Raw genomic sequence first — 13,634 nt, forward strand, 5'->3', positions numbered from 1 at the left:
CGCGGTGGTCAGCGCCGCCCCGCAGTTCAGGACGCCAGTTTTCGCGCAGGCAGTGGAATCGGGTCTGAACCGGCCCCGGCGACGGTCACCTGGACGTTTTCGCCGCTGCGCTGGATACGCATGTAAAGCGCCGGCACTGTGTAGAGGGCAAGGATGGCGGATCCGGCAACGCCTCCAGCGATGGCGGTGGCCAGCGGTGGCCAGAAAGTGCCTCCGAATATGATCAGGGGCAGGAAACCGCCGATGGTAGTGACAGTCGTCGAGATGATGTGGCGTGTTGCGTCCACCACCACTTCTTCTGCGGCCTGCAGATTATTCCCGCTCGCGGCGGGTTCCGCTTTGAGTGCAGAGATCACGATGATCGCACCGTTGATCGCGAGTCCAACCATGCCCAGGGTGCCGATCAGGGCCTGAAAGCCGAAGGGCCAGCCGAACAGTCTCACACCGAACAGCGCAAGGCCGGAACTCAGCAGCGCGACCAGTCCGATGATGCACGCCTGCCGGAAGGAATTGAGTGAAAGTATCACTACTGCTGCCATCGCCACCGCGAAGAGGATGAATACGGACAGCAGATTGCTCATGGACTCGGTGCGCTCCTCTTCCTCGCCACCGATCTCCAGTCGGAAACCGGCGGGCAGCGACAGGGGAGCCGCCGCCAGCCGCTCCCGGAATTCGGCCATCACGCCTGCGGGCAATACAAATGGCGTGAGATACCCTTCCACGATGCTCACCCGCTCACCCTGGTAGCGCTGAATGCCGGATGCTCCCGGTTCCAGTTGCCAGCGACCGAGCTGATCCAGCGGCACGCTGCCTCCCGTGGCCGAGGGTATGGGCAGGGTTTCCAGTTCGTCGACATCGTCCCGCGCACTGTTACCGATCCGTACCCGCACCTTCAGTTCCGTGCTGCCTTCCTGGACCGTGCCGGCATGAATGCCGAGCAGCGTATCGTTCAGCAGACCCGGCAGATCACCCGTGCGCATGCCGGCAGCTGCCAGCGAATTTTCCCGGGGATGGAAAACCAGTTTCGGCTCGGAAGCCGAGAGGCTGGCCTGGGTATAGGTCACATCCTCCAGGCTGCTGAGGATCAGGCGTACCTCATCGGAGAGCACACGCAGCGTGTTGAGATCCGGACCGACCAGGCGCATTTCGATGGGTGCATTGAAGGGCGGACCCTGTTCGAAGGGCAGGGCCAGAATGCGGGCTTCCGGCAGTGCACGGCTGAGTTTCTTCTGCAGCCGGGGCAGCAGCCGCCGGGTCTCGCCGGGTGAATGGGTGTCGACCCAGGCCGCAGCAAAACTCGCAATGCCATCATTCTGGGTGAGCACGTTGTAGTAGACCCTGGGTGTGCCTTCTCCGATCGTCCAGTGGGTGTCCACCACTTCGGGTTCGGCACGGACAAGCGCGTCGACGAGTTCCACGACCCGGCGGGTTTCCCAGATGCTGGCATGGGAAGGCATGGACAGCTGCAGCTGAAACTGATTGCGATCCACGGGCGGGAAGAACTGCTGTGTCAGGGTGGGCGCAAGCAGAAAGCCGATCAGCGGCAACAGGCAGCCGGCGGCGACGCCGAGCCAGGGCCGTGCGAGGGTCGCGCGGATCGAACGCCGGTAGGTGCGCAGCAGCACCACATTGCTGTAGCCGTTCTGCCACCAGCCGCCGTCCTTCCGGGCAGGCCAGCGCTGCTCGAGAAAACTGGCGATGGCCGGCACCACGGTCATCGCGAGAAAGTAGGAACTCGAAACTGCGAGCACCACGGAGAGCCCGATCGTACCGGTGAAATCTCCGATGCCGCCCGGCGCCATCGCGATGGTGAGAAAGGCGAATACCGTAGTGAGCGTGGAGGCCCCCAGAGGAATGCGGAGATGACGCAGACTGAGGTCTATGGCGGCCGCAATCTCATGGCCGCGGCTGCGATTGAGCTTGTAGTCCTCGACAACCACGATGGCATTGTCGATGAGCAGGCCCAGGGAGATGATCAGTCCGGTCACGGACATCTGGTGCAGGGGGACATCCATGAGGTTCATGAAACCGAGGACCATCGCGCCGGACAGGGGCAGGGCGATACCCACGGTGAGTGCGGAGCGCACCCCCATGAACCAGATGAGGGTCACCATCACAATCACCAGGGCGGAGAGCAGATTCAGGAGCAGGGTATCCATCCGCTCGCTGGTGTAGTCGTTCTGGTTGTAGATCACCTCGGCGCGGATGCCGGCCGGCAGGCGGGAAGTGAACTGCGCCACTTCCTGCAGCGCGCGCTCAATCCACACACCAATCTGGCCATCGGGTTCCATGGTCGCGGTGACCATGACGGTTCTGGTGTCGCCATGAAAAGCCAGTGTGCGGGGGGGATCCACCTGGTATTTCCGCACTTCGCCCAGATCACCAACCCGGAGTATTCTGCCGGAATCTGTCTCCTTGAGGGGAATGCCGGCGATGCGCTCGGGCGTGTCGAGTTCCGCGTCCACTTCGATGATGAGGTCGGACAGACTCGATCGGAGCCGCCCCGCCGAAGCCTTGGTGTCCGCTCGACCGACTACCGCTGCCATCTGGGCCGCAGTGAGTCCTGCTGCGGTCAACTGGTAAGGGTCCACGGAAATCAGGATTTCTTCCTCAGACTCTCCATGTACATCTGTTTCTTTGGTGCCGGGAAGATTGGCGAGGCGTATTTCCAGTGCGGCCGCCAGCCGGGAGAGGATGCTCATTTCGATGGCATCGCCGTCCTCCCGGGACAGTGCAACGACGATGGTGGAGGCAAGCGGTGCGCGCATCTCCAGCAGCGGTACGGCAGTGGCTCCGGGCAGAGTCGCATGGACCTCGGCGAGTTTGTCGCGCACTTCGGACCAGACGATGTCGTTTTCACCGGGACCGACATGGTCATAGAGTTCTATGCCGATGAGGGAGTACCCGATACGCGAGTGGGAATCGAGGGTACGTATCTCCGGGATTTCCCTGAGTTTCGTCTCGATCGGCTCGGTCACGAGGGATTCGACCCGCTCAGCGCTGGAGCCCGGCAGGAAAGTGGACACGCTGGCCCAGCGCTCCGTCATGGTCGGATCTTCCTGGCGTGCCAGGGAGGAAAGCGCGAGCGCGCCAATGAGGAGGACGAAAATTACGGTCAACGCCGACAGGCGTGGATTGGTATAGAAGGCGCCCATCAGTCGCCTTCGACGACCTGCACTGTCTGCCCGGGCACGATCCGCTGCACACCGGTGCTTACGATCTGCTCTCCGTTGTTCAGGGTGCCTCGCACATAGGCGCGATCGGACTCGGTGTGGATGATCTCGACCAGCCGATTCTCCACGGCGGAATCCGCGTTGATCACGAACACCGCCCACAGGCCGCGCTCGTTCTGAGTCAGCGCAGTGAGCGGGAGCCAGAAACCCGGGGTGACTACGGTGGCATCGAGCCTGAGTTCGACCACGGATCCGGGCGGAATCGGGCTGTCCGGGATGTCGAAAACCGCGGTCATGGTGCGACTCGATGGGTCGACTTCCGGAAGTACCGATTTCAGTTCGGCCCGGAAGTCCTGGTGTTCCCAGCTCACGCGGTGTTCAGCCGCGACCCGGAGTTGGGCGGCGACAACTTCAGGTATGCCGACATGGGCCTCGATGTGTCCGCTCTCAATCAGACGCAGAACTGCCTGACCCGGCAGCACCTGGGTGCCTTCGTCCATGTAACGGGCCTGTATGGTCCCGGCAAATGGCGCCAGAATCCGGGACTCCTGCAGATTGATCCGGGCCGCGTGCAGAGCCGCCTTAGCACGCAGCAGATTTGCCCGGGCGACATCCGACTGGGCATTCTTCGCTCTCAGTGTCAGCTGTTGCTCGTCGTAAGCCTGCAGCGAGACGTGTCCGGTCTCCGCGAGGCTGCGGAAGCGTGCTTCGGTCTGCCGTGCCAGCTGACTCTCGGCCTCCAGGGCAACCAGATTCGCGCTGGCAAGCAGGACTTCGGCATTGGCCTGTTCCCGTTGTGCTTCGAGGCTGGCGGTGTCGAGCAGGGCGAGCAGGGCACCGGCCTCCACCTGCTGGCCGATATCCACGTCGATCCGGCTCAACTGACCCCCTTGACGGAATCCCAGTTCCGAAGCACGGGCGGCGACCGCCCGGCCGGCATAGGAGCGTGTCGCGCTGTAGCTGCTGGTATGTTCGATGCGCAGGGCGGATACAGAGGTTTCCGCCTGTATGAGGCAGGTTGGCGTGAGCGTCAGTGCCAGGACGAGGAGCAGGGCCGCGGCGGGACGGGCAGGACGGGTAATGCCCTGTACGGATGTATACATCGTTAACATATGCGGCGATACTAACGGGGATGTTAGCGATGTCAACATGACAGCAGACTCGAACGACAGCTATCACCACGGCGATCTGGCGGTGACGCTCATGGATCTTGCCCTGGCAAGGATCTCAGCGGAGGGCACCGAACGGCTCAGTCTGCGCGGCCTGGCCCGTGAGGCGGGTGTCTCCCCTGCAGCCCCCTATCGACATTTTCCCTCCAAGCGCTGTCTGCTCGCAGCGCTGGCGACCCGGGGTTTTCGCGAATTACTGAGCCGGGTGCAGGCACACGAACGTCTCAGCGAGGATCTGGAGGAGCGTCTGCTGAATCTGGGCAGGGCCTACATCGGATTCGCCCTCGACCGTCCGACAACTTACCAGATCATGTTCGGCACGATCGTGGATGACTTTTCTGCCTATGCCGATCTTGCCGCAGCTGCGGAAGCGGCCTACGCACCCGTGCTGGCTGCGATGGCAGCGCTGATTGAGCGGTATCCGCATTGGCAGATGACGCCCGTTCAGCTGGGTGGTGTCACCTGGGCGGCCGTCCATGGCATCGCATCGCTGGTCCTGTTTCGAACCGGGTCTGCGGATCAGTCAAACCAGCGGCTTACCACCCGTTCACTCGATGCGCTGCAGGCCGATACGGACGCTGCACTGCGACTGCTGATGCAGGGTGTACTGCATCCGCCGGGCATCGTTCACGCCTGATGCTCTATTGCCGCATCCGTTGTGCCAGTTCCGCAAGATTGTCGAGCATGGGCAGGATGTCTGCTTCCGGTTTGGGTGGCAGTGAAAACACCAGCTCATCGAATCCCTGATCGATGCGGCCTTTGAGCTGTTCCGGGTCGACTGGTGCGCCGAACAGCGCCAGATCCAGATCCTTCACGCTGCGTCCCTTCGCCGCCAGGGCAGCTTCCAGGCGCGGCATGTTGCCTGAACCCAGGCCGCCAATCGGCATCCAGCCATCGGCGTAGTCGGCGATGCGATCGAATACCCATTTCGAATTGGCGCCGATCCAGATCGGCGGGCCGCCGGACTGCACCGGTTTGGGCCAGGACCAGATGGGATCGAAATCGACGTGTTCGCCATGGAACTCGGCCGCGTCCTGGCTCCAGATTGCCTTCATGGCGAGCACTTTCTCACGCACGATCTGCCAGCGTTTGGGGTAACTGGCGCCGTGATTCTCCATCTCTTCCCGGTTCCAGCCGGCGCCGATGCCCAGAATCACTCTGCCGCCGGAGATCACATCGAGAGAGGCGACTTCCTTGGCCAGTGTGATGGGATCCCGTTCGATCACCAGGCAGATGGCCGTGCCGAGACGGATTCTGCTGGTAACCGCCGCGCACGCACCCAGCGCAACGAAGGGGTCGTGGGTGTGCCAGTACATCTCGGGCAGGTCGCCGCCGCCGGGAAAGGGTGTTGCCCTGGATGTGGGAATATGGGTGTGCTCGGGGAAGAAGAGGCTGTCGAGACCACGCTCTTCAACCGCCTTCGCCAGAGCCACCGGCTGGATCGCATAGTCGGTGGGGAACATTGTCACACCGAAGGCCGGCCGTTCGGAAAATGCCATGTACTGTGTCCGTATACAGAGGTTGGTCGAGCTTATCTCATCCGTCCTCGCGGAGGCGACCGCTCTCGGAATCACGGGCTGGCCACAGTCTCGGTATGGATCCGGATTCAGCGGGATTGTGTTAGCGTGATGGGCAATTGCCATGGAATCTGAAGGGGAAACTGATGCGCCTGAAAGCACCGCGAATCAAACCACTGGAAGCGGATGACTGGGACGAAGGAGCAGCGGCTCTTATGCAGCCGTTTGTCGAACGCGGAGACGTCCTGAACATATTCAAGACGCTGGCCAATCATCCTGCGCTGGCGAAACGGTGGATGGTGTTCGCCAACCACATTCTGGGCAAGTCGACACTGCCTGTGCGTGAGCGGGAACTGATCATTCTGCGGATCGGCTACCTGTGCCAGTCAGGGTACGAATGGGGACAGCATGTACTGATCGCGCGCCGGGAGGGCATGACCGATGCGGAAATCCGGCTGGCGCAAACCGGCCCTGACACTAAGGGAATATCCGAGCTGGATCGGGCGCTGCTGCTGGCGACCGACGAACTGCACGCAGACGCCCACGTCAGCGACGCAACCTGGACTCTGCTCAACAGGCATCTGAGTGTGCAGCAGATGATGGATGTGGTCTTTACAGTCGGCCAGTACAACCTGGTATCCATGGCTTTGAACAGTTTCGGCGTGCAGCCGGACAAGGGGCTGCCCGGATGGGACGTCTAGCAGAAAAGATCGCGGTGGTGGTGGGCGCCGGACAGACACCGGGAGCCACTATCGGAAATGGCAGAGCAACCGCACTCCGGTTTGCGCAGGAAGGGGCCACCGTCGTCTGTGTTGACCGCAATGCCGGTTCGGCAGAGGAAACACTGGCAATGATCCGGGAAGAGGGCGGAAAGGGTTGTGTCTTCGAACTCGATGCCACCCGTGAACCGGCCTGTCAGAGTCTGATTGCAGACTGTGTTGATCGGTACGGACGCATCGACGTTCTGCATAACAATATCGGCATTGGTGCAGGTGACAGCGGGATCACCAGTATGTCCGAGGAAGCCTGGCAGCGGATCTTCTCGACCAACCTCACAGCGATAATGTTTCTGTGTAAACACGCGGTTCCCGTCATGCGCTCCCGGAAAAGCGGTGTGATCACCAACATTTCCTCCGTTGCCGCCGTCTGCTCCGTGGGCATAGTGGCTTATAAGACCTCCAAGGCGGCGCTCAACGCCTATACACACGCGCTGGCGATGGGGAATGCCCGGTTCGGCATCCGCGCCAATGTCATCATGCCGGGCCTGATCGAGACGCCGATGGCGATCGAAGGCAATGTGGCGGCAGGTGCTGATCGGGAAGAACTGATCCGACGCCGCAACGCTTCGGTGCCCCTTGCCGGCGGCATGGGCAGTGCCTGGGATGTCGCCAACGCCGCTCTGTTCCTGGCCTCGGATGAAGCCCGCTTCATCACCGGGGTAAACCTGCCGGTGGACGGTGGGCAGGCTGCGAGAATTGGCTGAACGGCGGAAACGGGCACTTTTTAGCTCCGGTAGGAATATTGAACGAGTTTTTAATATATTTTTTTATAAATTTGAATGTGTAACTGCAGCAGTTTCTGAGTCTCAGGTATGCAATAACTGTTTGTAAAACAAGGTAATAGGGCTCATGGGGGAGCCGGGCTTGTGCTGCTCAGACTGCTTCTGGACGAAGAAAAGTGTGGAAAAGCCGCCGGAATTGTCACGAAGCGTAACAAACCGGTTGACTGGATTGGACTGAAGTTAGAGTATTCGGGCATAACAAAAAAAGATGGGCGCTTCAGAGCGAGAAGTTGCCGGAATTTATTGCTCAATCGCTTAACAGGGGGTGGAACGGGCGTATGCAGTACATACATGGTCTGATCGGTTGCGCACTGCTGCTGTTTGCGCTGATGCACGTGCCGCATCCGACACCCTTTGTCTGGGTTCCCTATGCACTGGGGGCCACGCTCGCCTTTCTGACACTGCGACAGGAAATCCGCGAATCCGTCTCGCTGGTACTGGCGATCACCACCACCGCACTCATGTTCTTCTTCTTCGCCGGCTTCTTTGTCGTGGTCCCGAAGCTGGCCGCTGACTGGTATATGCATCAGCGTGGCTGGGCTGCCGTCTGTCTGATCCTCAGTGCCTTCATGATGATCCCCGTGCTCTCCGATTACAGCTGTCGGCTCAAGGCCGAGTGCCGTGAAGCCCGGCAGGCTCGCCGTCATGCCTTCTTCTCTGTGCCGAGTCATATCCGCAACCAGAGCTGATCTGTGTGTGCACCTGCGTCCTGGTGTGTGCACCCGCGTTCCTGACTGATCCTGCTGTGATACAGAAATTCAGATGACCACCTCTCCAACTGTTTCTGCTGCATCGAACGCAGCAACACTGCGGCCGCGACGCTCCGTGCTGTATATGCCGGGCGCCAATGAGCGGGCCATGGAAAAAGCCAGGGGACTGGACTGCGATGCCATCATCTTCGATCTCGAAGACGCGGTGTCCGTGCAGGCCAAAGAAGCCGCCCGTGCTGCCGTGTGTGCAATGATTGCAGCCGGCGGCTACGGTCATCGGGAACTGGTGGTGAGGGTCAACGGACTGGATACACAGTGGGGTGCCGCAGATGTCGCCGCAGTCGCGCAGCTGCCGATCGACGGACTGCTGTTTCCCAAAGTTGAATCGGTGCAGCAGTTGCGGGCAATCGAGGCGATTACGGTCGAAACGGGCGCCCACACACTGCCGCTGTGGCTGATGATAGAAACCCCCCGGGGGGTGTGGAATGTCGCAGAGGTGGCGGCGGCGTCCGGACGACTGAGTGCTCTGGTAATGGGCACGAGCGATCTGGTCAAAGAATTGCGGGCAACCCATATCGAGTCCCGCAACAATCTCGCCTATGCGCTGCAACGCTGTGTGCTGGCAGGAAGAATGGCCGGAGTCGACGTGCTTGATGGTGTGCACCTGGATTTCCGCAACCTGGAAAGTTTCCAGACTTCCTGTGAGCAGGGGCGGGCCATGGGTTTCGACGGCAGAACGCTGATTCATCCGACCCAGATCGATATCGCCAATCGGGTGTTCGGTTACTCCCAGGCGGCGATCGCGGATGCCCGGGCAGTGCTCGAAGTCTGGCAGGCGGCCCAGAAGGCCGGGAAGGGTGTGGCCGAACTGGACGGCAGGCTCATCGAGAACCTGCATGCCGCGGAAGCAGAGCGGGTGCTTGCCTTCGCCGAGGCGATGGCCGGTCGCGATTGATTTTGGCGATCAGCCGACGGACGGCTGTCAGCCGACTGCGGCCCGTACCCGGGGCATGACGTCGGAGAGGTAGGCGTCCAGCGCTTCCTCATCCCAGGGCGCGCGCAAAGCGATGTTGATCTCATCGGCGCCTGCTTCGACGTATTCCATGATGCGATCCACGGCCTGATCCGGTGTGCACAGCAGCGCCCCTCCAGCCGTGCGGGTTGCCAGTTCGCCCCAGTCACTGGCAAGAATCTCCCGCTGTCGTGCCAGCGCTTTTTCGTCGACACCCAGATTGAACAGCACGTTGGCGGCCCGCTTCAGCGAACGCGGATCCCGCTTTTCATCTTCGCACCACTGATTGAGCACGGTGTTCACCCGGGCGAACTCTTCAGGCGGCAGGTAGGCGGCGTTCCAGCCGTCGGCGTGATCGGCCACGATTTTCAGTGTGCGCTTTTCCCCGACCCCGCCGATCCAGATCGGCAGTCGCTTCTGGATGGGTGGTGGCAGGCAGCTGGCGTTATCCACCTGATAGTGCACGCCGGAGAAAGTGGTGCGTTCTTCGGTCAGCATGCGGCGGATGATCTGTGCGGCTTCCTCAAGCATGTCCAGTCGGGTGCCGATGTCGGGGAAGGGGTAGCCATAGGCGCTCGCCTCCCATACGTGCCAGCCGGCGCCAATGCCCAGTTCGAAGCGACCGCCGGTGATGTGATCGAGGGTGGTTGCCGCTTTCGCCAGCAGAGCCGGATTGCGATACCCCACATAAAACACCAGACAGCCGATGCGGGCGTTTTTTGTCTCGGCGGCCAGCGCGCCCAGGGTAGCGAGGGCTTCGAAGTGGGGCTGAGTGCCACCCTTGGGTGGTGCTTCGTAGAAATGATCCCACGAGGAAATCCAGTCCACACCGCTGCGGTCCAGCTTGCGCCACAGACCGCGCATGGCGTCCATGGTCATGTTCTGTTGGCCCACATGAACACCCAGTGAGATACTCATTACCCGCTTCCCGTCGATGGAAGCGGCAGCATACAGGAGCCGGGAAACCCAGGAAAACCACCAGATGAGCCTGCTGCGAGGGAACGGAATCAATCTCTACTACGAAACCGCAATGCCAGCAGCGGGAAAGGGTGAGAAGTTGCTGTTCATCGGTGGTACCGGTGGTGATCTGCGGACCCGGCCCAATGTTTTCGACAGCCCGCTGGCGGCCAGAGCGGGGCATGACACCTGGGAACGGCTGCCTGCGCTGCGGATGCCGGTGCTGCTGGCGGGTGGCAGGTTCGATGGCATCGCGCCGGTAGACAATCTGACCGCACTGGCGGATCAGATTCCCGGCTCGACACTGCAGTTTTTCCAAGGTGGCCACCTTTTCCTCATCCAGGATGCTGCAGCCTATCCCTATGTTATTCAATGGCTTAAGTCCTGAGATCAGCGCCGGGGGCTGCCTGCTCAGGGAGCTGACAGAGATTTCGGCGGCATCCTGGCGGGTTTTCAGCCTTCTGCTATAACTTTATTAAGGCAACAACGGAACAATTACCCAGGGCCCAGGCTCTAAGGATTGAGTTTACAAACACCCCGGCGGCAACCTCCCCTCCCCTCCCCAATCCCCCGCCGCCGGGGTGTTTCTTTCCTTCCTTTCCCACTATTCGACCCGCTCGGATACCCACCACTCGTAGCGTAGACCCGCTCGTATGATCAGTTGTGCCAGCAGATGCAGGGTGCAGACCAGAAGACAGGCCCAGGCGATCCAGCTCCGGTGCTCGGGCCCGGCTGCCAGAATCAGCGCCACGAAAAGGCTCAGGTACAGGCACAGTCGCAGCAGACCCCGGGCCCGGTCGAGGTGATCGAAGACATGCAGCAGCGCGCCCAGGGTCTGCACCGCCAGGGGCAGGGTGACAAGAAAGTAGAGGGCGGCCATCACTCGAGGATCTCCACCCAGCCTTCGCTGGCATTGACGCGCAGCCTCTGCCCTGTACGGATCTGCTGGGTGCATGAGGCCACATCTACCAGACAGGGCACCTGAAACTCCCGGGCGAGGGTGCCGGCGTGGGACAGGTAACTGCCGATCTCAACAACGATGGCGGCTGCGGATGGAAACAGAGGCGTCCAGGCGGGATCCGTGTAGGGTGCGATCAGTATCTCTCCCGGTTCGAGCCCGGCATCCGTGGCGGGATCAAAAATGACCCGGGCCACGCCTTCGACCATTCCCGGACTCGCGCAATCCCCCTGCAGCCGTCGACCACCCGGGATCTGCACCGCTGTGTCGGGCACATCGATGTTGATCGTCGCCGGAGGCGGCTGCTGACTGCGTCGCTGATGGGCAAGTCGACGCTCACGAATACTGTCCTCCACATCCCGCCAGTCCATGCGGCCCTGCGCAAGCGCGAGGGTCTGTGGATACTCGAGAAAAAAGATGTCGTCCGCGCAGCGCAGGCGGCCCGATGCGATCAGCTGATTTTCGAGTAACAGCAGTTTGCGACGCACTGTGTCGAAGAGCATCGCGTGGTAGTGGCGGCTGTTCTCCCTGAGCATCGCGTAGTGCTGGATGCGGCGAATCAGCCAGTCGATCAGCGAGCGGCTTGAACGATAACGCAGTGACTGATGGAGCTGATCGCGGGCCGCGAGCAGTTGTCCATGATGGTCAGGGGTACCAGGTGCACGCTCGCTGGTCGTGAAGTTGCGCGCAGTGGTTCGAATCATCTGCAGTACGGCCGCGGTATCTTCCCGCCATCTGGGCGTGGCCAGTTCGAGTTCGCGCATGGTGCGATGGCCAAAGCGGCTCAGAAAACCGGCCAGCCCCTGGGAGAACTCGTTGCCTCCATCGAGCTCGCTCAGACCTGCGGAGGCGATGCCGTCATCGCTGAGCAGGAGTGATCGTACTTCCGGATCCTGGCGGGCGATGCGGGCCAGTGCCTGTATTTCCTCCACCATGGTTCGCGACAGCATGCCGCTGCCACCGCTGCAGAGTATCGCAAGCCCGGTCTGATCGTAGTCGGGTGCAAGATGCCGGAGCAGACGTTTCAGTACGCCGAGTAGAACAATGTACCGGCCGCTGGCCAGATTCACCTGTATCGGATACTCGCCGATCGGCCGCAAGGGGTGGCGATTGTGCAGCAGGCGTTTCAGAGCACCAAGCGCATCGCATTCAGGATCTTCCAGCACCCGCTTACAATGCGCCTCGAAATCGATCAGTCGCTGGGCAGGTGCGCGGCTGGCGCGGGACCAGAAAGCACCGGCACTCAGATAGCCTGAAAAGAGCAGTGTGGCTGCACGGATCAGTCCCATCCATTTCCAGGGCGCAGGTGCGGCCTGGTTCTCACCTGCCCCGGTCCGTTGCTTCCGCAGGAGGAGTGCCTGGACCAGCTGTGCATCGCTCATCTGCAGCGGGGTTACACGCTGGAGGTGTTCGAGACTCAGGTAGTACCAGCCATGGATGAATCTGCCGATCGGTGGCAGGACTCTGCGCAACAGATCCACCGTCATCGGGGTCAGTGGCTCTGAAAAATTTTCGATAAGCGGTTTGAAGAGCACCCAACGGCCTGGCACGTCGGGCACCGGTCGGATTGTGATGGCCGTGATCGGGCGGGTCTGCAGCACGTACAGCTCGCCTCTGCTGTAGGCCCACTCGATGTCCTGGGGTGTTCGTTTGAGACGAGCGATACGACGGGCAGTGGCACCGATGCGATCGACTTCCCCGGCACTGAGTACCGGCTTCGTCTGCAGCGGCAGCGGTACAGGTTCCAGGCGGGGTGCCCCGGGCTCCGGCAGATTGGCGGCCACTCGAAGACGTTTGCGCCCGATCCGCTGCCGCGAAAGACGGCCTTCGGTGTCCAGCCAGTAGCGATCCGGAGACACTCTTCCGTCCACCAGAGCGGCACCCAGACCCCAGGCAGCCTCGATCAGGGCCAGGTCCGGTCGCGCGCCGCTGGGATCCTGGGTGAAGCAGACGCCAGCCCGGTCGGCCTGCACCATCCGCTGGATGATCACGGCCATTCCGAAGTCGCGCGCCTGGTCGTCCTCGCGCGCCTGGTCGTCCTCGCGCGCACGGGCGTCCTCGCGCGCACGGGCGTCCTCGCGCGCCTGCAGCTGGAGATGCCCGCGGTAAGCGTTTGCCGCCGGTGAGAACAGCGACATCCAGCAGTCGGACACCGCCTTGGGCAGGGTATCCGCATCCACGTAGTAGTAGGTGGCATGCTGACCCGCGAAGCTGAATGCCGCACCGTCTTCGCCAATTGCGGAAGAGCGCACCGCCAGATAAGAAGACGCCCCGTCGAGGAGTGGTGCGCAGACGCTGCTGAGACTTTCCGTCAGTGCTGCAGATAGCTGTGGTGCTGGCGGCGGGCAGGATAGATCCAGCTCGGGAAAATGCTGGTGAAACGCGCCCACGGTGAGTACCCGGGCGTCCGGTACCGGAAACCCGTTCTCGATGAGCCAGTGAAGCTGTGCGGCTTTGCCGCCGACCCGACTGTCGTCTGCGCACAGAGGGTGGGACAGCGGGATGAGCCAGGAGTCAGAACCCTGCATGGGCCGCAATGGTACGCGCTTGCGGCCTCAACACAATCTCCTCAACTGC

The 13,634-nt window shown here is 61.6% G+C and carries 12 protein-coding genes; 6 read left to right on the forward strand and 6 right to left on the reverse strand.

All coding sequences use genetic code 11. The features are described from left to right. Nucleotides 1-26: 26 nt before the first annotated feature. Together R3E82_01715 and R3E82_01720 are read right to left on the reverse strand one after the other, a co-directional pair. The gene (locus R3E82_01715) at nt 27-3,155 is read right to left on the reverse strand and encodes an efflux RND transporter permease subunit (protein MEZ5549585.1); all 3,129 of its coding nucleotides are present in this window, start codon (nt 3,153-3,155) and stop codon (nt 27-29) included. Beyond that, nucleotides 3,155-4,276, reverse strand: coding sequence for an efflux RND transporter periplasmic adaptor subunit (locus tag R3E82_01720; GenBank protein ID MEZ5549586.1), 1,122 nt, complete (start codon nt 4,274-4,276; stop codon nt 3,155-3,157). The genes R3E82_01715 and R3E82_01720 overlap by 1 nt, the downstream gene beginning before the upstream one ends. A 46-nt stretch (nt 4,277-4,322) precedes the next feature. Between R3E82_01720 and R3E82_01725 the strand changes: the two genes are divergently transcribed. Continuing rightward, entirely contained in the window at nt 4,323-4,979 is a 657-nt protein-coding gene (locus R3E82_01725) for a TetR/AcrR family transcriptional regulator (protein MEZ5549587.1), read from the forward strand. Between the two features lie 4 nt (nt 4,980-4,983). Here R3E82_01725 and R3E82_01730 read toward each other — a convergent pair whose 3' ends face one another. Next, nucleotides 4,984-5,841 (reverse strand): LLM class F420-dependent oxidoreductase, encoded by an 858-nt coding sequence (locus R3E82_01730; GenBank protein MEZ5549588.1) that lies wholly within the window; start codon nt 5,839-5,841, stop codon nt 4,984-4,986. Nucleotides 5,842-6,005: 164 nt separating this feature from the next. Here R3E82_01730 and R3E82_01735 point away from each other — a divergent pair, with 164 nt between their 5' ends. The 4 genes from R3E82_01735 (at nt 6,006) to R3E82_01750 (ending at nt 9,085) form a co-directional block, all read left to right on the forward strand. Next, on the forward strand, nt 6,006-6,560 hold the full coding sequence (locus R3E82_01735) for a carboxymuconolactone decarboxylase family protein (protein ID MEZ5549589.1): 555 nt from the start codon (nt 6,006-6,008) through the stop codon (nt 6,558-6,560). After that, complete coding sequence (locus R3E82_01740) at nt 6,548-7,342, forward strand: SDR family NAD(P)-dependent oxidoreductase (protein ID MEZ5549590.1); 795 nt, start codon at nt 6,548-6,550, stop codon at nt 7,340-7,342. The genes R3E82_01735 and R3E82_01740 overlap by 13 nt, the downstream gene beginning before the upstream one ends. 356 nt (nt 7,343-7,698) lie before the next feature. Then, complete coding sequence (locus tag R3E82_01745) at nt 7,699-8,109, forward strand: hypothetical protein (GenBank protein ID MEZ5549591.1); 411 nt, start codon at nt 7,699-7,701, stop codon at nt 8,107-8,109. A gap of 73 nt (nt 8,110-8,182) precedes the next feature. Continuing rightward, complete coding sequence (locus R3E82_01750; GenBank protein ID MEZ5549592.1) at nt 8,183-9,085, forward strand: CoA ester lyase; 903 nt, start codon at nt 8,183-8,185, stop codon at nt 9,083-9,085. 27 nt (nt 9,086-9,112) lie between these two features. Here R3E82_01750 and R3E82_01755 read toward each other — a convergent pair whose 3' ends face one another. Continuing rightward, on the reverse strand, nt 9,113-10,060 hold the full coding sequence (locus R3E82_01755) for a TIGR03560 family F420-dependent LLM class oxidoreductase (protein ID MEZ5549593.1): 948 nt from the start codon (nt 10,058-10,060) through the stop codon (nt 9,113-9,115). Nucleotides 10,061-10,124: 64 nt separating this feature from the next. Between R3E82_01755 and R3E82_01760 the strand changes: the two genes are divergently transcribed. Next, nucleotides 10,125-10,487 carry a hypothetical protein gene (locus tag R3E82_01760; GenBank protein ID MEZ5549594.1) on the forward strand — a complete coding sequence of 121 codons (363 nt, stop codon included), beginning with the start codon at nt 10,125-10,127 and terminating at the stop codon, nt 10,485-10,487. 216 nt (nt 10,488-10,703) lie between these two features. Here the strand turns inward: R3E82_01760 and R3E82_01765 are convergent, their stop codons facing one another. Both R3E82_01765 and R3E82_01770 read right to left on the reverse strand, forming a co-directional pair. After that, the gene (locus R3E82_01765) at nt 10,704-10,979 is read right to left on the reverse strand and encodes a hypothetical protein (protein MEZ5549595.1); all 276 of its coding nucleotides are present in this window, start codon (nt 10,977-10,979) and stop codon (nt 10,704-10,706) included. After that, on the reverse strand, nt 10,979-13,585 hold the full coding sequence (locus R3E82_01770) for a PEP/pyruvate-binding domain-containing protein (GenBank protein ID MEZ5549596.1): 2,607 nt from the start codon (nt 13,583-13,585) through the stop codon (nt 10,979-10,981). Before R3E82_01770 ends, R3E82_01765 begins: the two co-directional genes overlap by 1 nt. Between the last annotated feature and the right edge of the window lie 49 nt (nt 13,586-13,634).

It is taken from the genome of Pseudomonadales bacterium (assembly GCA_041395945.1).
Lineage (GTDB): Bacteria > Pseudomonadota > Gammaproteobacteria > Pseudomonadales > Azotimanducaceae > SZUA-309.

Coding starts and splice junctions, on each gene's coding strand:
- R3E82_01715 (MEZ5549585.1), bottom strand. CDS start 3,155: ATGGGCGCCTTCTATACCAATCCACGCCTGTCGGCGTTGACCGTAATT.
- R3E82_01720 (MEZ5549586.1), bottom strand. CDS start 4,276: ATGTATACATCCGTACAGGGCATTACCCGTCCTGCCCGTCCCGCCGCG.
- R3E82_01725 (MEZ5549587.1), top strand. CDS start 4,323: ATGACAGCAGACTCGAACGACAGCTATCACCACGGCGATCTGGCGGTG.
- R3E82_01730 (MEZ5549588.1), bottom strand. CDS start 5,841: ATGGCATTTTCCGAACGGCCGGCCTTCGGTGTGACAATGTTCCCCACC.
- R3E82_01735 (MEZ5549589.1), top strand. CDS start 6,006: ATGCGCCTGAAAGCACCGCGAATCAAACCACTGGAAGCGGATGACTGG.
- R3E82_01740 (MEZ5549590.1), top strand. CDS start 6,548: ATGGGACGTCTAGCAGAAAAGATCGCGGTGGTGGTGGGCGCCGGACAG.
- R3E82_01745 (MEZ5549591.1), top strand. CDS start 7,699: ATGCAGTACATACATGGTCTGATCGGTTGCGCACTGCTGCTGTTTGCG.
- R3E82_01750 (MEZ5549592.1), top strand. CDS start 8,183: ATGACCACCTCTCCAACTGTTTCTGCTGCATCGAACGCAGCAACACTG.
- R3E82_01755 (MEZ5549593.1), bottom strand. CDS start 10,060: ATGAGTATCTCACTGGGTGTTCATGTGGGCCAACAGAACATGACCATG.
- R3E82_01760 (MEZ5549594.1), top strand. CDS start 10,125: ATGAGCCTGCTGCGAGGGAACGGAATCAATCTCTACTACGAAACCGCA.
- R3E82_01765 (MEZ5549595.1), bottom strand. CDS start 10,979: ATGGCCGCCCTCTACTTTCTTGTCACCCTGCCCCTGGCGGTGCAGACC.
- R3E82_01770 (MEZ5549596.1), bottom strand. CDS start 13,585: ATGCAGGGTTCTGACTCCTGGCTCATCCCGCTGTCCCACCCTCTGTGC.